Annotated in this window: 25 protein-coding genes and 2 tRNA genes; 1 reads left to right on the top strand and 26 read right to left on the bottom strand. The window is 42.5% G+C overall.

Annotated features, from left to right (window positions below):
* Positions 1-56: 56 nt before the first annotated feature.
* From SAY88_RS03035 to SAY88_RS03015, 6 genes are all read right to left on the bottom strand, one after another.
* A complete protein-coding gene (locus SAY88_RS03035) occupies positions 57-752 on the bottom strand; it encodes a hypothetical protein (protein ID WP_332629194.1) in 696 nt (231 codons plus the stop codon).
* A gap of 123 nt (positions 753-875) precedes the next feature.
* Positions 876-2,303 (bottom strand): TOTE conflict system archaeo-eukaryotic primase domain-containing protein, encoded by a 1,428-nt coding sequence (locus SAY88_RS03030; RefSeq protein WP_332629193.1) that lies wholly within the window; start codon positions 2,301-2,303, stop codon positions 876-878.
* A gap of 6 nt (positions 2,304-2,309) precedes the next feature.
* Positions 2,310-2,489 (bottom strand): DUF5659 domain-containing protein, encoded by a 180-nt coding sequence (locus SAY88_RS03025; RefSeq protein WP_332629191.1) that lies wholly within the window; start codon positions 2,487-2,489, stop codon positions 2,310-2,312.
* A 14-nt stretch (positions 2,490-2,503) separates the two neighbouring features.
* A complete protein-coding gene (locus tag SAY88_RS25920; protein WP_431308834.1) occupies positions 2,504-2,707 on the bottom strand; it encodes a helix-turn-helix domain-containing protein in 204 nt (67 codons plus the stop codon).
* An 821-nt stretch (positions 2,708-3,528) separates the two neighbouring features.
* Entirely contained in the window at positions 3,529-3,822 is a 294-nt protein-coding gene (locus SAY88_RS03020; RefSeq protein ID WP_332629190.1) for a hypothetical protein, read from the bottom strand.
* The gene (locus tag SAY88_RS03015; protein ID WP_332629188.1) at positions 3,812-4,069 is read right to left on the bottom strand and encodes a hypothetical protein; all 258 of its coding nucleotides are present in this window, start codon (positions 4,067-4,069) and stop codon (positions 3,812-3,814) included. Before SAY88_RS03015 ends, SAY88_RS03020 begins: the two co-directional genes overlap by 11 nt.
* Before the next feature lie 138 nt (positions 4,070-4,207).
* Between SAY88_RS03015 and SAY88_RS03010 the strand changes: the two genes are divergently transcribed.
* Positions 4,208-4,435, top strand: coding sequence for a helix-turn-helix domain-containing protein (locus tag SAY88_RS03010; protein WP_332629187.1), 228 nt, complete (start codon positions 4,208-4,210; stop codon positions 4,433-4,435).
* A gap of 57 nt (positions 4,436-4,492) precedes the next feature.
* Here SAY88_RS03010 and SAY88_RS03005 read toward each other — a convergent pair whose 3' ends face one another.
* The 20 genes from SAY88_RS03005 to SAY88_RS02910 form a co-directional block, all read right to left on the bottom strand.
* Complete coding sequence (locus SAY88_RS03005; protein WP_332629185.1) at positions 4,493-5,083, bottom strand: hypothetical protein; 591 nt, start codon at positions 5,081-5,083, stop codon at positions 4,493-4,495.
* Positions 5,084-5,190: 107 nt separating this feature from the next.
* On the bottom strand, positions 5,191-8,028 hold the full coding sequence (locus tag SAY88_RS03000) for a hypothetical protein (protein WP_332629184.1): 2,838 nt from the start codon (positions 8,026-8,028) through the stop codon (positions 5,191-5,193).
* Positions 8,025-8,741 carry a M23 family metallopeptidase gene (locus tag SAY88_RS02995; protein WP_332629182.1) on the bottom strand — a complete coding sequence of 239 codons (717 nt, stop codon included), beginning with the start codon at positions 8,739-8,741 and terminating at the stop codon, positions 8,025-8,027. The genes SAY88_RS03000 and SAY88_RS02995 overlap by 4 nt, the downstream gene beginning before the upstream one ends.
* A gap of 6 nt (positions 8,742-8,747) precedes the next feature.
* Complete coding sequence (locus SAY88_RS02990; RefSeq protein ID WP_332629181.1) at positions 8,748-9,209, bottom strand: hypothetical protein; 462 nt, start codon at positions 9,207-9,209, stop codon at positions 8,748-8,750.
* 234 nt (positions 9,210-9,443) lie between these two features.
* Positions 9,444-9,698 (bottom strand): hypothetical protein, encoded by a 255-nt coding sequence (locus tag SAY88_RS02985; RefSeq protein WP_332629180.1) that lies wholly within the window; start codon positions 9,696-9,698, stop codon positions 9,444-9,446.
* A complete protein-coding gene (locus SAY88_RS02980; RefSeq protein WP_332629178.1) occupies positions 9,680-10,651 on the bottom strand; it encodes a ParM/StbA family protein in 972 nt (323 codons plus the stop codon). Before SAY88_RS02980 ends, SAY88_RS02985 begins: the two co-directional genes overlap by 19 nt.
* Positions 10,644-10,853, bottom strand: a complete 210-nt coding sequence (locus SAY88_RS02975) for a hypothetical protein (protein WP_332629177.1) — start codon at positions 10,851-10,853, stop codon at positions 10,644-10,646. Before SAY88_RS02975 ends, SAY88_RS02980 begins: the two co-directional genes overlap by 8 nt.
* Before the next feature lie 128 nt (positions 10,854-10,981).
* Positions 10,982-11,188 carry a helix-turn-helix transcriptional regulator gene (locus SAY88_RS02970; protein WP_332629176.1) on the bottom strand — a complete coding sequence of 69 codons (207 nt, stop codon included), beginning with the start codon at positions 11,186-11,188 and terminating at the stop codon, positions 10,982-10,984.
* Positions 11,189-11,383: 195 nt separating this feature from the next.
* Positions 11,384-11,683, bottom strand: coding sequence for a hypothetical protein (locus SAY88_RS02965; protein WP_332629174.1), 300 nt, complete (start codon positions 11,681-11,683; stop codon positions 11,384-11,386).
* Between the two features lie 23 nt (positions 11,684-11,706).
* On the bottom strand, positions 11,707-12,171 hold the full coding sequence (locus tag SAY88_RS02960) for a hypothetical protein (protein ID WP_332629172.1): 465 nt from the start codon (positions 12,169-12,171) through the stop codon (positions 11,707-11,709).
* Between the two features lie 767 nt (positions 12,172-12,938).
* On the bottom strand, positions 12,939-13,715 hold the full coding sequence (locus SAY88_RS02955) for a helix-turn-helix domain-containing protein (RefSeq protein ID WP_332629170.1): 777 nt from the start codon (positions 13,713-13,715) through the stop codon (positions 12,939-12,941).
* A 174-nt stretch (positions 13,716-13,889) separates the two neighbouring features.
* A complete protein-coding gene (locus SAY88_RS02950) occupies positions 13,890-14,879 on the bottom strand; it encodes a tyrosine-type recombinase/integrase (RefSeq protein ID WP_332629168.1) in 990 nt (329 codons plus the stop codon).
* A gap of 122 nt (positions 14,880-15,001) precedes the next feature.
* Positions 15,002-15,078 (bottom strand) — tRNA-Arg (locus tag SAY88_RS02945).
* A gap of 4 nt (positions 15,079-15,082) precedes the next feature.
* Positions 15,083-15,153 (bottom strand) — tRNA-Gly (locus SAY88_RS02940).
* A 170-nt stretch (positions 15,154-15,323) separates the two neighbouring features.
* On the bottom strand, positions 15,324-15,836 hold the full coding sequence (locus tag SAY88_RS02935) for a metallophosphoesterase family protein (RefSeq protein WP_332629166.1): 513 nt from the start codon (positions 15,834-15,836) through the stop codon (positions 15,324-15,326).
* Between the two features lie 11 nt (positions 15,837-15,847).
* The gene (locus SAY88_RS02930) at positions 15,848-16,438 is read right to left on the bottom strand and encodes an XTP/dITP diphosphatase (RefSeq protein ID WP_332629165.1); all 591 of its coding nucleotides are present in this window, start codon (positions 16,436-16,438) and stop codon (positions 15,848-15,850) included.
* A gap of 21 nt (positions 16,439-16,459) precedes the next feature.
* Positions 16,460-17,197 (bottom strand): ribonuclease PH, encoded by a 738-nt coding sequence (rph, locus tag SAY88_RS02925; protein ID WP_332629163.1) that lies wholly within the window; start codon positions 17,195-17,197, stop codon positions 16,460-16,462.
* Between the two features lie 136 nt (positions 17,198-17,333).
* Complete coding sequence (locus SAY88_RS02920) at positions 17,334-18,419, bottom strand: GerMN domain-containing protein (protein WP_332629162.1); 1,086 nt, start codon at positions 18,417-18,419, stop codon at positions 17,334-17,336.
* A 421-nt stretch (positions 18,420-18,840) separates the two neighbouring features.
* Complete coding sequence (racE, locus tag SAY88_RS02915) at positions 18,841-19,635, bottom strand: glutamate racemase (protein ID WP_332629161.1); 795 nt, start codon at positions 19,633-19,635, stop codon at positions 18,841-18,843.
* Positions 19,636-19,665: 30 nt separating this feature from the next.
* Positions 19,666-20,109: a MarR family winged helix-turn-helix transcriptional regulator gene (locus SAY88_RS02910; RefSeq protein WP_250096952.1), complete on the bottom strand. Its 444-nt coding sequence runs from the start codon at positions 20,107-20,109 to the stop codon at positions 19,666-19,668.
* Positions 20,110-20,161: the final 52 nt, after the last annotated feature.

Below are 20,161 nucleotides of genomic sequence, written 5' to 3'. Positions count from 1 at the left end.
TTTTCGTATTTACCCTTAAAAATAATACCGCCCTGTTACGGGCTTCCCTATATACCTTATTGTAGCCACTTAAAATCTCTCTGCCTTTTAGCTCTTTTAGCTTCAAGTTGTAGCTTTTCCTCTGAATATTTTTCGCGAAGATAAGCATTAACGTTATCAATATTGAAACTCTTTACCTCGCCTGACTCCCGATCACTTTTCGGCAATCTCAACGACACTTTATGCAACTTTACTGCTTGATCATCCTTTTCGCCACCACCATAAGGCACTTGATAATTCGGTTTCTTGCGCCCTCCCATTGCTTCACCACGTTTTTTAGCAGCTTCTATATGTTCGATTTTAGCGTTAGACTTCATACTTTCGTACTTCCACGTATGTTTCAACATCTGATAATCATCGATCCAAAACGGATATTCAATCCACCACACGTAATACTGCTCGAGATGACTAGGCTTCTTCGGTTTCGGATTTAACAGCGCATGGTCCGCTCGTCTTTCAGCTTGCTGCAACGATTTAACCTTCGTCTTACATTCCGGCGAGCAAGTCCGCTTTGTATTACGCAAGCTATCATCGCGCCACCAGTAACCGCAATAGTTACAACGTTTAATTCGTTTGTCCGATTGGTCGTGCAACTCTCCGGCCATCAACTGAACAATTACCGGCAATGCTTGCGCACGTATCATTCCTTTTGCATACTGAGCCGCGAAAGAAACTGCGCCACTCCCAGGCGTTCTATAGTTTGGCTGTTTCATGCTATCTACTCCTTTTTTGGCTGTTTGGGCTTGCTATTGACAAGAACGTGTGATATTATCAAAATAGATAAGTCTGCAAACGTTGAAAAACGGTCTTAATAACTTATTATTTTATAACGTAGATTAAGCGTTTATACGCCACTTGCTTTCAAATTCAGTACGCTTTACATATCGTTTAATTTCCTTCGGATCACATAGTAGATTAACAACGTCTACTAAGCTTTCATTCATCGTCACCTCGACCGATTTATCAGATTCATTCGCCTCATCAAGTAACAACCGATATTTATTCGGTTTATAGAACGCGTGCCCAACTTGCCTGCTTCGCGCCTGATCTAGCTCGCCCTTCCTGACATGTTCGACGTAACCTCCTTCCACCAACTTCTTGATCGTCCTGTTTGCTGTATCTCTCGAATTTGTACCGATCATCTTCATGGCTGTTGAACGCGCCAAGTAAAACGAGCGCCCATATCGTTTAGACGTAACCAACATCGCATAGAGCATCTGCTTCGTTCGAAATGTCCCGCAGCTTAATACCGCCAATATTTCCGACTTATAAACTGTTACTGATAGATCAGCGTTACCTAGTGTATAATTGCGCTCATATGAAAATTGAACGAGCCTCTCTGCTTCTTTGCGCCAATAGTCCGGTGTACTTCCTTCACTGAAATAATCACGCGGAGTATTTAAAAGAACGCCCATAATCATTTCAATCGCTTCGCCTTCGTCAATCCCCTGCTCGTTACAGAATCGCGCAAGATCAAACGTTACTTTGTGTCGCGTATTACTTTCAAGCAACTGGCCCGCTTCAAGAACCTTAACTGCACGCTTCAATCCCGCCTCACGATCAGCCACATTTACGGTAATGTCCGTTTTTTCTACAATCTCGTTAAACTCCTGCGCTTGCTCTTGCGTTAAATCAATGTCGGGCGGTTCCATCGGCTCAATTTGCGCGAGATATTCAAAAGATGCACCCTCTTCCAGTGGCTCGAGCGTGATTGGATCGCAATACCAGCAACGGCGACCTGTCTTCCGGTGAATCCCGAGCGGCAATTTGACACCCTGCGTAAATGTCGGCCGGAATTCAATCTTTCCGTTATCGATGGCGCCAACTTCATTAATGACTTGCGCATAAAACGTCTGAGCTGCTGCAAGTGCGATCGGCTTGTCAAAGAATAGATCGACGTGGTAACCTTTGCCTCCGCTAATGCTTACATGGACGTCGCGGAGAAAGATAGAGAATTCTTCGGTTAAAACGTTCACTAGCTTATAAGTCGTCCACTTTGCCGTCATTGCGTCCTTACAATCGACGTCGAACGTTATGAATTTGTTTGTATAGCCTCCGTTAAAGATTCCGTATGTGTACGTTCCTTTTAAATGATTCGCGATCATACCGTCATTTAGTGGCCGAATCTTTTCGGACTTATCTCGGTCGAGCGTGGTGTATCGGTCCGGAAACTGTACGAGGTACTTCTTTCGCGTTTGAATGTAGAGTTCGTTTATTTTTTTGACTGCTGCTTTTCGGTTGTTTAATGTTGGCTGTTTGGACAATTAAATTCACGCCCCTCTCCTTTCGAATTTCTTCAATTCTTCTTCAAGATTGGGAGTATTTAAGAATACAAACACTAATTTCCCTTTATAACGACGACTTGGCTCAATATCGACAACCGTGAATCCTTCTACGACTAAATGCTTCGCGACCCGCATACTCAAAATACACTTAAACTTTTCTGTCATTACGTACCCTCCTTCTATATTGCAATCTGAAACTTATCGAATATCTTATAGATCAGCGCCTTCTTTGCCGGAGTTAGGTCGAGTCTGTCGTCCAACTTTGCGACAAACTCTTTCGATATAGGTCGTTCACCTCGCTCCACATATGATATAAACTGGCGCGATACTCCGAGTAATTCCGCCATTTCTTGCTGTGACTTCTGATAAAATTTCCGAATCATTGTAAATTGATTAGCCGTCATAACACCGCTCCTTTTCTTGTTTATTAAACGCAACTGATAGGGTAAAAATTAACCGACACACCGCGCGAGTCTGCCTTCATAATAAATCTCTCCTCTTCTTTATTAGTTTTTATTTACCGTGCAAACCTCCGGCGGGCCCTGCCTTCATCGGATTACTTTTTTGTGTACACTATATAATACGAACTCGACTCCGCTGGTGGGGAATTTTCAGCGGAATTTTTTTCTCCTTCTACTATTACTACGTGTGCGTCCTATTCAAAATTGGGACATTTCTATATTATTAATTACGATTGAATTCCATTTTCGCGCAATAAAAAAAGACCCAGTTTGCCGACTAGGTCCGTTATGCTACGGAAAGTTGCCTCATCCCTCCGAGCTATGTACCGGCCAACCGTTGCCGCAGTCAGCCTTATGTATTCCTCCATCGATTTGCCGCTCGTTTCATCGGAATAGTTATTACATTCTTTCTAGCCGCAGATTTGCGTCAGTTGCTTTTCTATCAAAGAACAGACGCAAATAGTCGTACGTACTAAGTGAGATGAGCTTCTTATAGAATTTCATGAACATATCATAATCGAACTCTTCCGGCTCGTCTAGGTGTAATAAGTGGATCGACGACGTGTGTGATATGTCGTAGTCTCCGAATTCCGCGTTATAATTAAAGCTCGACATCTTCAACTCTTTGCCATCAATGAAGAATACAGTCGCGTTATAGTGATCGACCCATCCTGGATACTTCTCTGTTATATATCGATTGTCCGACTCGAAACTGTAAGTTACTTCGACGTGATAGATATCGCCTAGCATACGAATTCCTCCGGATGAACAATCGCTAATACTTGCGTAGAAATGTGGTCATAGCGTAGACCGACTTCTTCTAGGTCGCAGAACATTGATAACAACAGCTCTCCATCAAATTCCGCTACACCTAGTACCGAACCGAGTCCGACTGTGTTTGTATAAAATGTATTGCGGAAGAAAATATCCGGAATAACATGAAACTCGAACCATTCTCCGTAAATATCGATCTTACAACGATAGAAACCCACTCCGACTTTACCTTTTACCTTTTCGTACATGACGTTAAATTTCATTGCGCGATTCCTCCTCTTGTTTTCTAAATTGATAATCAATGTACGCAAGGGCTTCGTTAAGATTGGCGGTAAGTTTGAGAATGCGCTCAGTAAAGTAGTCGTGGTCGATCTTACCTTCAGCAAAACATTCGGCGCAAGCATGTGCGCTTAGTCCGTAATAGCTACGGACATAATCGATCGCGTCCGATTTGAAACTCTTAGTGACGGCGTGCATTGTATGGCGATAAAGCTCGTTAGATTCTTTCATTTCGCAAAACCTCCGTTTTTCTGACTACGTTTTGTTGTTAGTATGAGTATATAACGACAACTTTATGTAGTCAACTACTTTTTGTTGTCATTTTTAATTTTATTTTTGCTATAATATACTTATGGGAGAGGTGAGAGAATGAAGGTTGTAAGGTCAGACTTAAAAAATATCCTTAATGAACGAGGAAAAAGTATCCGCAAACTAGCAGAAGAAACAGACTTGAAATTTGAGACATTACGCCGTATGTACAATGACGAAACGAAGCAATATAATCGTGAAATGTTGGCAAAAGTCTGCGAGAATCTGGATATTACGATTGACCAACTTTTAATTTTAGAAGAAACGAAAGAGGACGCCACCGATTAAGGAGACGTCTTTTTCTATGCGCAAAAAAAAATACCCCACCGAAGCGAGGCGTTTTAATTATTTCGTAGCCTTATATTGTTCTTCTGCACTATTCATCTTTTCAATGCCCCGCTCCATAACAACAACAGCGTAATCTAAATCACCGTCGTCTTCTGTTTCAATCGCGTTAGTCATCATGTCAAGCGATGCTAGAACGTCGTCAACTCCTTCTAAATATGCCTCATGAGTGAATTCAAATTTATCCGGCACGTTTTCCATATCTCTTAAATCTTGCGCCCATTCAGTAAGCTCTTCGACATATTCGTAATATTCGTCTTTCCACATCTCATTGTACGCAAAGACCTGTAAATGTTGGCCAAGTCTTCCTATATCTTGACGAATAAAGCTATTACTTAACTCGAACATACTGGAGTATTGATTAGCCTCTATCGTTTCAGCGTCTACTTCAGCTTCCTCTTCTTCCGGTTTAGTTACTTCTTCCTCTACATCTTCAACTGGCGTAGTCTCTTCTGCCTCAACTGGCGCTGTTGTTTCTTCCGTTGATGGGTCAATAATTGCGATGATAATAACCATTAAAATAAATCCGTAGCCGAATGTAGCGAGGCCCATTTTCCAACCTTTCTTACTGCGGAATCCCAATATTTTCATAAATTTCCTCCTACTGTTTAATTAATAATTTCATATTCTCACATATTTCATAGCTTGTAAACCCTTGATATGACTGCGTTTGAATCGTTTTCCGCCGTTCACTTACGTTACTTTGCGTTAGATTTCCGCTTTTTTTGTTCCTTTTCTTCTTCAATAGCCGCATACCACCTATCGTCAAGCTCCTTATAATGCTTCCGCTTTTCCTGTATCGTTTCTCTAACCTCCTTCCACGGTCTGCCATAACGTTCTGAACTCGCTTGCCACACATGAGAGCGGTCTTTTACTTGCTTCGGAGGCGCAACCATATCCGCAATAAAGGCTGGACACGTCTTCCCACTCGGCAACCTTACTGCGTTTATGGCTACGTGCTTCTCCGGTAGTAGTTCATGTAGCTCCTTCGGGTCGTCATAAGGCTGGAAGTTGTGGGCGAATCTCTTTAACTCGCTTAGTCGTTCTGTTTTATAACTTGTAATCTGTGCGCCACCATCCAATAAAGCGTCGGCTGCTGCTCCCATTTGGTCTATCGAATGGCCGGTAAATAGATTCTTTACGCGATACTTACGAAACTCAACGGAGGTTCCCGACAAACGCCCTTCGATAGCCTTAATAACTTTGTGCGGTTCATCTATCCATTTAAGGACCGGCTTACGTTGCGACTGGTCGACATCGATTCTACTGAACGCATTAAAGTTAACCTTATCCTCGAAGAATCCGAGTATAGTTGCTTGATTCTCTTGCCAGGCGTCATGGCTCGCTTGAACAACAACTACATGACCATAACCGCCTTCTTCGTTATCCATTAACTTCCGCATATCTAAGACCGGCTTGCCTTCGTCGTCTAGCTTCGGCTCTTGATAAAATAAGTTCGCCATAAATTGAGTCGATGACAGCACCTTAATGCGCGAGAGAATCGGATCGACTACACTACTGATCGAACCCTTTTTCGCTTTTTCTTGCAACGCCTCAAGGTCCGCCAAGACCTCCGGCATATCTTTCAACTCTGCGCGGTCTAATAGCTCGGCACGATAAGCCGGACTAGTAAGCGCCATTTCTAAATCAATGAAGGACCAACGCGGACGGGTCGTAATTGCTCGCATACAACTCACAACGTATTGCTTCATGCGGTCGGTGAATTCGCCCGTACTTGATAGGCTGTTAATGAATCCGACAAAGCGGCTCGTTATACGTTCACTTATCTCAAGCGCAGCAAGCTCAGCATCACCGGAAGTACCTGCGAAATCTCTTCCGTAAATGTCTTCCCATCCGAGCGGAATCGCCCAGGACTTATTGTCAAAGTTGAGCGCGTGAATCTTCTCTTCCGGAAAATCAGCCGGTAAGCTATTCACAAAATTTCGTAATACTTGACCGTCAGCTGTATCGACTAGAATAACGGTAAAGCCGGCCATAACCATATCGTAAGCCCAAACAGTACCGAAGCCCTCCGATTTACCCGAGCCTTGCTTACCTTGCCCGAATGTTGACGTACAAAGCGAATCATAAACAGCCTTTTGCGAGACTCCTTCGAAGGCTTCAAGCGGTAAACGGGCCAACTTCTCCTTACCGCGTTCTTTTACATAGCCGATGCGGACCGACTTAATATCGTCCCTAGTAAGCTCCTCCGGCAGATGCGATTGTTTAAGACTTGTAGAGTTAATTTGCGGAAACTCTTTTATTAGATCGCGCCCCGGCAACTGCATAAACTTTCCGGCCTCGTCTGCGCTCATCTTATTCGGCTTTAACCGGATGCTGAAGCCCTTGCGCGTCTCTATTGCATCGAGATACTTCTCGTTCCATTTAACCGGTACGTCGAAGCGTTCTAGCTCATTATCGCCCGTTATATCCTTCCATGCGTTCGCCATTGAATAGGCGGCATCTCTAGCCCTTCCAGCGTTATCGGATTCGACCGCAATTCTAAGCCACGCTTTAAGAATCTCATCGCCCTGCTTACGCTTAGTGGCTGGCTTCATTTCCTCGCGAACTCTAGCCGCTTCTTTATAGCTGCTTTCTTCTTTGCGCCATTTCTCAAGCGCTTCTTTTTGTTCTTTCGTGAATCGCGTTAATTCTAACAACTCATAGCGGAGCTTATCGAATGTCGAGTGGACCGTCCTTAATAGCTTAGTGCCGGCGCTATTGTTCGGAATATATCCGCGGTCGAGCAAGTTGTGCGCTTCTTTCGCTTCTTTAAACCATGACACGCGATCATATGGCTCGAACATTGCGTCAAATATAGCAACGTCTTCGCCCTCAAGCGTTCGGACTGTCGTTAATAAACTCGGAAGCGGGTAGTTATTATCTTTATCTGTCGCGAGACTAAAGATGTCATGCTTGCGGTATCCTAGCTCAGTACAGAACACTTTCGACGGATCCAACTTAGGCAATGCTTCGACTTTCTGTATAGTAATTCCCGTATCCCAAATAGACTCCGCTTTCCTAACGATCTCCCCTTCCTTATCTGTCGGTAATAATAAATAGAAGCTAATACCATCCGCTTTCATTACTACGCGAAAGTTGCAACGGTACGGACTTTTAACGTTATATAGTGAGCCGTTTCGAAAGATACCTTTCAACTCGCTTGGCTTCCGGTAGAAACTAGCCATAACCTTCGCCAGTACAAATGCTTGATTATTCCTGACGCTGGAAGTCGGTGTTATTTCATATATCGCAAATTGGTCCTCTTCGCGAAGATAAAACTTATCCCACGGAATCGAGATCGTTTTAGGGCTGAATATGAATGCATCTTTAAACGTATTCAGACTGTCCCATAATAATTCTTTTGCTGTCCTCTTTCGTCCAAGATAGCCGCCGAACACTGGCTTCTCGCCTTCAATTTCCGTCATTAATTTCATGGCCATTCGATAGGCGGTCTTTTCTTCAGGTGTTGTCGGATTAAGACCGGCTAACCTGAACGCCTTTAACGCTTTATCTAGTCGCATATCTTGAATCATACAAATACCGCTCCTCTCAATACCCAGTAAATAATCCAACCCCAAAATAAATACTTCTTCGGCCATTTTGCGCCTAACATCATCAACCAACCGCCGATAATTGTGGCTCCGATAAGAAAGAAGGCTGTATCGGGACTAGTGATTAAAACGTCTAATCCCGACCAAATTTCGTTCCCTAAGTTCACCGGGTTAAGCCAATACTTTAACCATTCGCCAATTGAATCTAATTTTGAATTGAATTCGCCAATACTTTGCGCGGTAGAATCGATTGATTCCTTTGCGCGAGTAAATGGATTATTTGACCACCAACTTTCGGAATGTTGCTCGACTGCTTTCTCAATGACCGAACTCGGGTCGACTGCTTCACCGTTCTCTTTTACCGTAAAATGAAGATGCGGGCCAGTCGATCGGCCAGTATTTCCCGAATACGCAAGCAAGTCGCCACTTTTCACAACATCACCGGCTTTAACGGCTGCGTCGTTGATATGGCCGTAGATAACGCGTTCCCCACTGTCGAGCTTGACGATAACGCCTTTACCGATATTCTCCTTACCGTAGTTTACAACGCTCTCTACAACGCCCTTACCGATACTATAAAGCGGAGTGTTTTCGGGTAGCGCGAGATCAATTCCGTTATGCGGTGTTTTATGGAGTGCGTCCTTAACGTTGAAGCCGGTTGTCACTCTGAAGCCGCTTATTGTTTTCTGTATCATTGCGCATCATTCCCCACTTACCGGCGTGCCCATATTGCTATTGTTAATCTGCTCCCATACGTCGACTTGTAGGCTGTTTTGTAGTTCGATAAAGACAAGCGGAATCAATAAAATACCGATATAGCCCAAGACGCCTTTTAAAATACGACCGCGCCAGCCAGGAAAGTCGAGCTGCATTTCAACGATTCCCCATATCGTGATTCCAAGACCGACCCAGAATGATGCCTTTTGTAGAAGTATAATAATGTTCATACCTCCGCTCATTCCCATTGTGTACGGCATTGTTAAGACTGCTAATGCGTAGACCATTGTGCGATAAATTTCTTTTTTGTGTTTCTTAATGAATCCGATACACTGATCGAGCTTGCTGATTTCTTTTTCTTCCATACGCAATATAGGCAATTCCTCAAGTACGACTGATCTATAACCATCGAAACATTGCGCGTTAAATGTAATCTTACTTACCATCTTTAGAACCTCCCTTAATCGCCGTGACAATAGCAACAATCGTAAACACCGCACCCGCGTATACATAGAAACTAAACATTAATTTCCTCCGTTCTTTATGTCCAAGTTGTATATTTTTATGTCTATATGGACATAATGAAGATATAAAAGTAAAAGGAGTTGATTACTTATGCCTTTCGTATTAATTGCTGTCGGTACTGCTATGATGATTTATGGCGCTCCCGCTGTTTTCGGTTAAAACTCACCAAGTAAATTATCAAGACCGGCGTGTATTTCCTCGTCGGCTTTTTCTTTTTGTTCCAGTACAAAGTCGTCAATCGGTTCAAGTTCGACATGTCTTGGCTGTGGTCTCATTCCGCAAAGATGTTCCCTAAGTGCCTTTCTTACAATGTCGCTACGGTCCTCCGTCTTCTCCGCTTCTTGCAATGCCTTCGCGATGTCATCGTCTTTACCTGATCTTAAACGGACTCTTATCGGCTTCCATTCCATGACCTTCGCCCAATCTTTTCGTAGCCTCTGACGTTTGCAAGCTGCGGATCAGGCAAGACGTACGAATCGCCAATCTGTAAATAATGCGCAATCAACGGAGCGGCACCGCCAGTAATAAGACAACGATTAAAATTCATATTCAAGCTTTCGACTTCGTTCTGTATTTGCGTGGCTAGTGCTCTAAATGCCTTCGCAACAAGAGGCTCAACGTTATAGCCTTCGTACTCATTCGAGATAACGACATAGTCTAGTTCGTGACGTGCTGGCGCTTTGCCTAGCTTCTCTTTTAAATACTGCTGTAATAAACGATAAGCGGTATCTACGCCTAATTCCGGCGGGCTGCAACTCTTCTTATTAATCTCGAGCGCATCAATTACGAGAAGGTCCAGCGTAAAATAACCGACATCGACGACTAAGATTCGTTTCTTTGCTTCATCTAACCGCGCAAAGTTTCCGGAATCATCGAGCAAATAATCCATAGCGGAGCCGAGCGGCTGAGGAACAATTTTGGATGCGCGAATAGTTGGGCGTGCTGTGTACGTAACCTCTTTCGCAATATCGATCTTATAATAATCACCGCAGTTAAATTGCTGAAGCATTTCGTTAAGAGCGTCCTTTTGGCTGAAATAGAAATCGATAGGCAAGCCGGTAACTAGGTTAATTCCTTCGCGTGGTGCCAGACAGCCTAGCGCCGTTTTAAGTAGCACGTTAGTCGTCCACGATTCCGCCTTCGAGTCTTTAATTGACGCATACTTGACGTCTGAATGCCTTACCGCAAGATTCCCGACAAAGAAGCGCCCTTCTTCACCTTCGTAAATGATATCGCCTGGCTTCACGTTCTCTTCGAATAGTGGCTTCGCTTCACCTAATACGGAGGGCTGGCGCCATGTTGCAGCGCCTTTAACCCCTTTCGTCCAGCCGAATCCTAAGTCGATAGCTGCAATGTTATCCATTACGTAAAACCTCCTGTTCTCTATCGTGCTGATCCATAGCGGCTTGCATTATTACTGCGGCTTCCGCGTCATTGGCAGTTTTTAGCGTAAAATCTTGTATCAATGTTAAGCCGTTCAGATCGCGATAAATAACACGGTAGATACGATAATCACTGTCAATTACCTCTTTAAAAAGGATAGACTTGATCTCTGTCTTTATCATGGTGATCCCTCTTTCCTGGGCTTTTGCCCTTTGATTAATACACTGTATTCCAATGGAACACAAATAATGTCTGTCCGCAATAAATTTATGTTCAACCGGTCATAACGAACGCAAAAAATAGGCTACCATTAGTTATCTGGTACCCTTTCGAATAGTTCGTTCACCGTTTTGTTTAGTTTACCGCTAATCATTAATGCAGTTTCAAGATTCGGCTGCTTCCGGTTGTGTTCGTACTTATTATATTGATTCACGTTCAAGCCGAGTAGATCAGCAAATTCCGTCTGATTCATGCGGTAGTCATGCCGTATATCTTTTAAGTTGTTTTTGACTGACAATGTCGCTCACCTCGATAATACATTCGATATAATGCAATGATTTCCTCCTATATAACGTAAAAAAAGCGCCCCTCCGGAGAAGGGCGTAGTTTCTTTATGGACGCTGTTTGCGTTGCTCTTAGCATTCGCTTGCGAGGCGTTACGCTACAGCTTATGCGGGATATCGCGAAAAGTTGCTAGTACACACGAAAAAATTTAAACTTTTCTAATCACTTCTCGTCTTGGCTGCCTCTTTCCGTCTTTAACAGGATTCAATGTTAATTCGTACGATGCATCTAAATTATTTTGGATATACTTTAGAGGGTCATGCGTAACTACTTCACCACTTAACCTCTGCGATTCTACATCCGCAAACATTCCTAATGAGCGACATACATAATCTAAAGCGTGTTTTAACCTTTCCGAATCATTCTCGTAATCTCTATCAACCATCTGAGCTGAAATCTCACGCGTTTTATCACTAATTTCACGTAAACGTTCGATGTCATACGTCATTAGGTCACGCCCTTTGCAGTTTTTTAGATGCCGTAAGCATTGCGGTAGTGGCTAGGTAAGTATAAATTAAACGTATCAACCGAAATAATGTAGCGCAAATCTATATCGAATCCAAGCTCGTTCAGTATTTTATGAGTGCCGTGCGGGCCTGTTCCTGCGTAACCACATGAGCATCCGGTTAGATGTAGTTGATTTCCTGCGTCATCAATTAACACTAGATACCGATCCTCGTCCTCAAACACTCTCTTAGCTTTCAATACATTGTCATATTCCATTTTTCCTTCCGTACCAGAGCAAACTTTGGCGTTAACAAATTCTCCGAAGAGATCTTTCACCGCATTAAATAAATCTTCACTTTTATGCGTTACACCTAAATCAATTCCATGCTCTCTGATAGCGAAAACCTCTTTACCATCGTAACTCTCAATGTAACACTTTTCATACTTCTCACCGTTACGCTCATGTACATCTTTTCTTCTTCGAAACATAAGTACACCTCCGATAAAATTGGTCTATTAAATATACTCAGCGACCATGGAGATTATTTCCTTTTTGTATCATAAATCCGTCCACTCTGCGATTAGACCCCGAAGTTTTAAAAAATACCGCGCGAAATTTTTGTGGCTTGGCGTTGTGTTTCCGCTGTCCGATTTCAATACCGAGATAAAAAATATGATGCTTATTAGTTGTGGTTACTTGGTGAGCGATCCTGGGCGACCCTACCCCCGCCGGTATCCTCAAGCCCGTCCACTCCGTCAATTTTATGCGCAAATGTCGAATCTACGGTGTATATCGCATACAACGTTATTCATACATTACTTCGTAGTATCTACATTTTACGTAATAATCTCGATAATTACGCGCAAAAAAGCCTAATATATCAACGGTTACAATATACGTCCGTAACGATACCCTTTTATACAATTATACAGTCGCCTATACCGTATTGTACCGTTCCATTATGCATACACCTGCGCATACCCTATGCATAAAATTCTGTATATCACCGCCTAGAATTGCGCCTAGTCCTCATACAATTGCGACACTCTTCGACATACCGCATATCTTTAACCCCGAGGTCTTGGCGGCCTGTCCACGCTCGGACCCTCCGGCTGATAAAATCGGCCCTAAACGGAGGGAATTCACCCATATACGCAATTATCGGCAAATCGCTCAATTACCATATATCAGCGTTATTTACGTTACTCTTACCGTATATAATAATAAGTTATTATGACCGTTTTTCAACACTTTTTCAGCTCCATCCTTCCGGAACACTAAGACGCACTCCCCCGCTAATCTCTTGCAACTCTTCGCGAAACAAGTCGTCCAGCTTCGACACCATCCCGCCATAAAAGTAACCGCCAAAAGTCTTACGTATTCCCCCTCGCTTCATTGCGAAGATGGCCCTCTTAAATACACCTATCGCGATATCTAAGACCGCAGGTGAATCGATCCTTGCGTCAAGGTTACACTTATCATAGGCGAACTTAACACGCTGCCATAGCTCATATATTTTATTGGCGCCAAAGAACGGCTTACATGCTGAAGTAAAACGCGCTGGAATGTTATCAGGCGTATATGATGCGTCTAGTACGTAATTATTAAGTTTATTAGATATTGCGGTTTCTTTTAGTTCAATACCCTTTTGCGCCTTACTCTCGCGCACATTTCCGGACTCTTCACGACTGGACACTTCCGCCTGGACAACCGGCAAAATAACGCAAATGTCGTAACCTCTCCCACCCTTTTCGCGGATAGTTGGCACACGCTTAATAATGCCGATCTCTTCTAACGTCTTGAGCGCCCTTCTAGCGGTCTTTTCACTCTTCTCGATCAATTGCGCTATCGTGGCCGCTTTCATCCAACTAACGCCGATTACTTTGCATGAGTAACGCGATAGAAGCTTCAGCACGGTAACGGCGGTCTTATTCAATTTGTCCGCGTTGAAATAAAGCGCCTGGCGGACTGCTTCGTTTAGATCGTCCATATTGCGGAACGACTGATACTTTTCGTATTCTTCATAGTACATTGCGGTTGCTCCTTTTCAGGCGACCCACCACGAATATACGTTCGATCTGATAGACAGACGAATTACGTATTGACTTGTCCGGCTTTTTTCGATAAACTATTCTTAGGCGTGAGTGGTTTACCGATCAAGAGACAAGTTCTCTTCGTGAAGGTGGGTCGCTCTTTTTTTGTCTTTTTATAGGTATTGGCGCAAACTATTCATTACTTCCTCTTTATCTAAATGTAAATAACGCGAAGTCACGTCTATATCACTGTGGCCCAACGCCTTAGAGATCAGCGCAATGTTTGCATTTTTATCTAATAACCTTCGCGCAAACCCTCGTCTTAGGGCGTGCGGATTCAGATTCTTAATGCCGTACTCTTTCGAATACTTGTTTAATCGCTTTTGTATGTTGTTATGCGATTGACTGCTCGTTACTTTTTCCCCGTATCGCGTTATAAATATAAAATCATTTTTTGCTCCATTCTCACGTCTGACAATACGGTTCTGACGCATTAGAGCCTCTAATAAGCGACTTAATTTATCGTCAAAGGGTAAATGTATCTGTTCGTGATTCTTCAATAGTCCACCGTCTACACGAAGCGTGTTCGTCTCTAAGTCGACGTGATGGCTTTCGAGCTGCGCTAATGTGCTGATTCTTATTCCGGTCTGATAAAGCAATAAGACCGCGGTCGCATCCCGTAGCTGAACGAAGTCACTCAGGTCAAGCAACGATAATAGTAGCATGATATCCCGCTCTGTTGCGCCAGGCTTAACCGGACTATCGACCTTAATACGTATCTGCGCCCAGAACTTCGACGCGATCCAACCGTTATCAAAGCACCGTCCTAAGAACGCCTTTAAGCATTTAAGGCGCGTTAGCTTCGTTTGATTGCTCACGTTCATACTTGCGAGCCAATCGTATATATGGTCCGCGGTAATGTCTTCAAGCGCCTCTATACCGGTTATCTCTGCGAAGTGGCTTACGTGGTGCTTGTAGTCGCTTATCGTTCTCTCACGTAGCCCAATCGCCTCTAATTGACGTATAATCGTCTTGAGCGCTTTCTCTATCGGATATGTATCTGTGTTTATTTTGCGTTCGGGGACTGTAATCTCTGCGGACGCGTCGGAGAATAGATCGGATAAATCTGCGGAAACAACAAGTGACGTTTTCTTTTTAGTCAACGCAAAAAAACCTCCTATCCGTTAAGTGAATTTCGGTAGTTGATCGGAATGTGACCGAATCGTTGACCGTTTCACTAAACGTGATAGAAGGCTTATGTAACGTGCATTATCGTTGTTTTAAATGGCGTCCCAGGAGAGATTCGAACTCCCGACCGACGGCTTAGAAGGCCGTTGCTCTATCCTGCTGAGCTACTGGGACAAAAAGCGGGTGATGAGAATCGAACTCACGACATCAGCTTGGAAGGCTGAGGTTTTACCACTAAACTACACCCGCACAGTGTATTAATATGAAAGTTCATTGTTTGTCGTCGTCATTACCTTGCGGCGACATATATTAATATAGCGCAATCTAAAAAGAATGTCAACAATCCCTCAGAAAAATTTTAAAAAAATTTATCTCTCTCTACTAAGTAGCTATTTCGTAGAGAGAGAATAAAGTCTCTTCTAGTTTAGCTCAAAATGATAAACCATGTCTTGAACAATTTTTCCGTTATAATCATAATACGTAACAGTAGCGTTACTCTTATTATACTCACATATGCAATACGTTTTCTCTTCTCTATTTCGTGGAAGTCGAATGCTGCCTGGATTTATGTAGATTACTCCGTTTTCCATAAAAACACCCGCTACATGTGAATGACCGTAGCAAGCAATTTGAGCACCTTTTTCTTCCGCTCGATAACTTAAAGGAACATGAGTCATTTTCACATTGTAAAGATGACCATGAGTAACATATATTGTCACACCTTGAACCGTTTCCTTGAGATCATCGGGGAAACTTGAACCAAAATCACAGTTACCCTTCACTACTTTTACTCCCTTAAGTGCAGAATGTCCACCTTCAAGCTCAGAATCACCACAGTGAATAAGAATATCAACTTCTTCTCTATGTCGGTTAACAACTTTCTCAAGCTCACTTTCCCAACCATGACTATCACTAATAATGAAAGCTTTCATTGTTCCCCTCCTCACGAACTCCATTCTTCTTTATGAGCTAGTAATTGTTTTAAAGCATTCGCTCTATGACTACGTTTATTTTTCTCTTCAACTGTCAACTGTGCCATCGTCTTTTCAAGATCAGGAACGTAAAAAATGGGATCATAGCCAAATCCATTGGTCCCACGTGCTTCATTCGTTATAATCCCCTCACACGTGCCTTCATAAATTTTCGTTTCTTGATTTGGACTAGCTACAGCAATCAAACAGATAAATCGAGCCGTTCGATCTTCACTTGGTATATCCTTTAATTCCCTTAATACTTTATCCATATTATCTATATCATTTTTGCTAGGTCCTGCATACCGAGCTGAATACACACCAGGTCGTCCATCAAGTGCATCAACTTGCAAACCTGAATCATCAGCAATAACCATTCGATTTAAATAAGTTGCTAGCGTTTCTGCTTTCTTCGCTGCATTCTCAGCAAATGTCATTCCATCTTCGACTATGTCGGGAATATTCGGATAGTCTAATAAAGAACGAACTTCTAATCCTTCAAATAATTGCTTAAACTCAGCTATTTTCCCCTTGTTCTGCGTAGCAATAACAATCTCTTTCATTTGCAACTCCAACTTTCTTCACTATTTCATTCTTGCAGCAATGTCACCTAGAGCCTCTTTTTGCTTTAATATAAGAGCATCGATTCCTATCTCTGCTAAGTCTAGAAGTTTGTTTAATTGAGGTCGTGAGAATGTTGCTTCTTCACCAGTACCTTGGAGCTCAACAAATTCATGTTTGCCTGTCATAACAACATTCATATCTACCTCTGCAGATGCATCTTCGACGTAACATAAATCTAGAAGCTCTCCTTTCTTCGAGTCGACTCCAACTGATATTGCTGCTAAATAGTCGTGAATTGGCCAATCTTTTACTTTCCCTTTAGACATTACTTTATCCATCGCTAAAGCTAATGCAACAAAAGCACCTGTTATAGAAGCAGTCCTCGTCCCCCCATCAGCTTGGATAACATCGCAATCGATCCAGACCGTCCTCTCACCTATCTTTTCTAAATTTATTACCGAACGCAAAGAACGTCCTATCAATCGTTGTATTTCCATCGTTCTTCCCGATACTTTTCCTTTGGAAGACTCTCGGATATTTCTTGTTTCCGTTGCACGTGGAAGCATAGCATATTCTGCCGCAATCCATCCTTTTCCTTGTCCTCTTAAGAAAGGCGGGACTCGCTCCTCTACCGTTGCTGTACAGATGACTCGCGTGTCTCCCATTGAAATTAAGACAGAGCCTTCTGGATGTTTCACAAAATTGGTCTCAATAGAAACCTCTCTTATTTGATCCGATGCACGTCCGTCAACTCTCATTTTGTTACCCCCTAATTGGCATTGTATGTTCATTGTAAACTTTTTTATGTAAGGTTAAAAAGGAGGAAGCATTACGCCCCTCCTTAGTAATTATTTATAATTATAAAGAAAATTATTAAGAGAGTCCAATCAAGCCTTAGTAACTTCCTGTATTCACAAGGCTTGGCCTTGAAACAGGTTCTGCAACGTCCCCAGACTCTGTTAACACATTTGATTCACCATTTACTTGAACAGCTACTTTTTCGATGCCTTTTTGTTCTGTTAAAGTAAGTGCTAACATATTTAACACTTCAGAAGAAACAGCTGTTGATTGATTCTGAGAAAGAAGTGATTCATTAAAATTCAACGTAACTGTTCCATTTTCATACATCGGTTCCTCTAACAGAGCTACCTCTTGACGGAAATCTGTTAACAGCTGTGTTTCATTTGAAGGCCCTTTTAGTAGCTCTTCAACAGCTGCTGTTAAGGATTCCGTCCCTGAAGCTACTCGTCTTGTAACCGGAACATAGTACGTGTTCTCACCATTTTGGGCTAAGAAGTAAAGGGTTACCCCTTTACTATTAACCACATCTGTTACAGAACCCGTTTCGAGGTTAATCCCGTTGGCACGGCTAACCCCTTCACCTATCGGAGTTCCACCAACCGGCATTGTATCTTGTTTATACCCATTAATATTAATTTGAACACTATCCACATTTTCAAATTGTGTTAAAGTCCATGTTATCGCTTCAAGAATTTGCTTTTCTTGATTTGGGTCATATTCTTTAAACTCATTCGAAAAGTCAGCCACAGCAATCCCATCTTCTTTAAGATTAACACTTATTTCCGTCCCTGCTGGAAGAACAGCACGAAACCCGTTTGGTAACAATTCTGTTACAGGACCTCCATCAACTAAATATTCAAGGGATTGTTTTAGGACACTTTCTGTTTTTGGCAACTCAAGAGTTTGGGGAACAACAAGTCCATTTGAATCTATTAAGTATAATTCACGTTGAACAGAATCAGGTGTCGCTTCATCTCCTGTTCCTTCTTCCCCATCTCCTTCTTCAACTGGAGCTTCTTCCGGATCTTCTTCTAATCCTAATGATTCATTTTCTTCTACGTAATTCGTTGGTGGTGTATCCATTTCATTGGCCGCTTCATTCGAACCAAACGAACAAGCTGACATTGTTAACATTGTAAGTGCAAGAATGGGAACCCCTTTTCGTAAAACTTTGCGCATTGTTTTCCCTCCTAAGATAGTTTGTACTACATGTATACGAGCCTTAAAAAATAATAGACCACCTTTATCTATTTTTTTGTTCCATTTTTTCTTTGGTATTTTTTCACAACACAAAAAGAGGTTTCTCAAAAGGTCTGTTTTTGACCTTTGAGAAACCCCCAAAGCAATGATCGCTACACTTTTTAAAAACCGATGGCACTGAAAAAGTCCTTTTTAGCGGATTCGAGGAAGCAGCAATGGCTCCACACGTTGCGCGCCTGCTATGAGAAACCCACTCATAGCTGGCTTTAAGACAAAGCAACGGTTCCGCTCATTGCTTAAAGGCCACTGAAAAACCTTGAGAGGAGTGGGTTACCCCTCACGGCGCGTAACAAAAAACCATTGTCACCTCTGTTCTGGACTTTTGAGCCAGCCCCTTAAGTTACAATAAAATTATTTTCACACATTCTACATTCATTTCTAACCACTGGTCAGCTAAACTCTTAAAGCGATCAGGATCGCCTGTCGTAAAAAAACGATGGGATGGTTGTCTGTCTTTCGTATAAAGAAGGTTGTTATGATAGAGAAGGCTACTAACTTCTCGGGCAGTCTCATCACCAGACGAAATTAACTGAATATCTCTACCTACTCTCTTTCCAATCACACCCTTTAACAGCGGATAGTGAGTGCATCCTAAAATAAGCGTATCAAAATTTAAATGATCAAGCGGTGTTAGTGCTTCATCTACAATTCGTTCCGCTTCCGGTCCTTCAAAAATTCCTCTTTCCACTAATGGAACGAAGGGCGGACAAGCAAGGCTCTCCACTTTCACTTCACTGTTAATAGCTTTTAAAGCTTTTTCATAAGCTTGACTTCGAATCGTCCCTGTTGTTCCTATAATAGCCACATGGTCCCTCTTCGTTACTTTAAGTGCACTAATAGCTCCTGGATGAACAACACCAACAACAGGAATAGAGAGTTCCCTTTTTACTTCTTCGAGAACAACTGCTGTGGCCGTATTACAAGCAATGACCAACATTTTCATCTTTTCTTCTAATAATTGGTCAATCATTTCCCATGTAAACTTTCTTACTTCTTCTTCTGATCTAGGTCCATATGGACAACGCGCAGAGTCGCCGATATAAACAATCTCCTCTTTTGGAAGCTGCCTCATAATCTCTTTCGCAACTGTCAGACCGCCTAAACCCGAATCAATTACTCCTATTGGTCTATCCAACAACTTCCCCTCATTCTCCTCGATGCTAAGTTACGGGTTCATTCTTGTCGCTTTCATTTCCTCATGAAGAACATGTAAACTCTTCTCAAGGAAGTCTACTTCGTCCTGTGAAAAGTCAGTTAGAATTCCTTCCAAATAATCTTGACGTTTCTTAATAACTTCCTCAATGATCGTACGACCTTTATCTAATAAATGAATCCGGACTACGCGTCGGTCATTTTTATCTTTCACTCGTTCCACTAACTCATTTTTTTCCATTCTATCTACTAAATCTGTCGTTGTACTGCATGCTAAATACATTTTAGTAGACAGTTCACCTATCGTCATATCACCATATTCATTTAACCATTGCAACGCTACAAATTGCGGTGGGGTTATGGGGAATTGCGTTAGGATTTCTCGCCCCTTTTGTTTTACCATTTCTGCTACTCTTCGTAATGAGCGTTCTATTTGTTCAATTTGGCGATGATCCACCTGTACGCACCTCCAGTAATAAAACTAGTACCTTTCATTAATTGTCGCCTGT

Source organism: Halalkalibacter flavus (genome assembly GCF_036663575.1).
Classification (GTDB): Bacteria; Bacillota; Bacilli; order Bacillales; family Bacillaceae_D; genus Halalkalibacter; species Halalkalibacter flavus.
The sequence above is the reverse complement of the archived record's forward strand: the minus strand, read 5'-3'. Positions and strand labels throughout refer to the sequence as shown.

Excerpts from the sequence above, each read along its gene's own strand:
- SAY88_RS03035 (WP_332629194.1), bottom strand. The coding sequence starts at position 752 with ATGAAACAGCCAAACTATAGAACGCCTGGGAGTGGCGCAGTTTCTTTC.
- SAY88_RS03025 (WP_332629191.1), bottom strand. The coding sequence starts at position 2,489 with ATGACAGAAAAGTTTAAGTGTATTTTGAGTATGCGGGTCGCGAAGCAT.
- SAY88_RS25920 (WP_431308834.1), bottom strand. The coding sequence starts at position 2,707 with ATGATTCGGAAATTTTATCAGAAGTCACAGCAAGAAATGGCGGAATTA.
- SAY88_RS03020 (WP_332629190.1), bottom strand. The coding sequence starts at position 3,822 with ATGAAATTTAACGTCATGTACGAAAAGGTAAAAGGTAAAGTCGGAGTG.
- SAY88_RS03015 (WP_332629188.1), bottom strand. The coding sequence starts at position 4,069 with ATGAAAGAATCTAACGAGCTTTATCGCCATACAATGCACGCCGTCACT.
- SAY88_RS03010 (WP_332629187.1), top strand. The coding sequence starts at position 4,208 with ATGAAGGTTGTAAGGTCAGACTTAAAAAATATCCTTAATGAACGAGGA.
- SAY88_RS03005 (WP_332629185.1), bottom strand. The coding sequence starts at position 5,083 with ATGAAAATATTGGGATTCCGCAGTAAGAAAGGTTGGAAAATGGGCCTC.
- SAY88_RS03000 (WP_332629184.1), bottom strand. The coding sequence starts at position 8,028 with ATGATTCAAGATATGCGACTAGATAAAGCGTTAAAGGCGTTCAGGTTA.
- SAY88_RS02995 (WP_332629182.1), bottom strand. The coding sequence starts at position 8,741 with ATGATACAGAAAACAATAAGCGGCTTCAGAGTGACAACCGGCTTCAAC.
- SAY88_RS02990 (WP_332629181.1), bottom strand. The coding sequence starts at position 9,209 with ATGGTAAGTAAGATTACATTTAACGCGCAATGTTTCGATGGTTATAGA.
- SAY88_RS02985 (WP_332629180.1), bottom strand. The coding sequence starts at position 9,698 with ATGGAATGGAAGCCGATAAGAGTCCGTTTAAGATCAGGTAAAGACGAT.
- SAY88_RS02980 (WP_332629178.1), bottom strand. The coding sequence starts at position 10,651 with ATGGATAACATTGCAGCTATCGACTTAGGATTCGGCTGGACGAAAGGG.
- SAY88_RS02975 (WP_332629177.1), bottom strand. The coding sequence starts at position 10,853 with ATGATAAAGACAGAGATCAAGTCTATCCTTTTTAAAGAGGTAATTGAC.
- SAY88_RS02965 (WP_332629174.1), bottom strand. The coding sequence starts at position 11,683 with ATGACGTATGACATCGAACGTTTACGTGAAATTAGTGATAAAACGCGT.
- SAY88_RS02960 (WP_332629172.1), bottom strand. The coding sequence starts at position 12,171 with ATGTTTCGAAGAAGAAAAGATGTACATGAGCGTAACGGTGAGAAGTAT.
- SAY88_RS02955 (WP_332629170.1), bottom strand. The coding sequence starts at position 13,715 with ATGTACTATGAAGAATACGAAAAGTATCAGTCGTTCCGCAATATGGAC.
- SAY88_RS02935 (WP_332629166.1), bottom strand. The coding sequence starts at position 15,836 with ATGAAAGCTTTCATTATTAGTGATAGTCATGGTTGGGAAAGTGAGCTT.
- SAY88_RS02930 (WP_332629165.1), bottom strand. The coding sequence starts at position 16,438 with ATGAAAGAGATTGTTATTGCTACGCAGAACAAGGGGAAAATAGCTGAG.
- rph (WP_332629163.1), bottom strand. The coding sequence starts at position 17,197 with ATGAGAGTTGACGGACGTGCATCGGATCAAATAAGAGAGGTTTCTATT.
- SAY88_RS02920 (WP_332629162.1), bottom strand. The coding sequence starts at position 18,419 with ATGCGCAAAGTTTTACGAAAAGGGGTTCCCATTCTTGCACTTACAATG.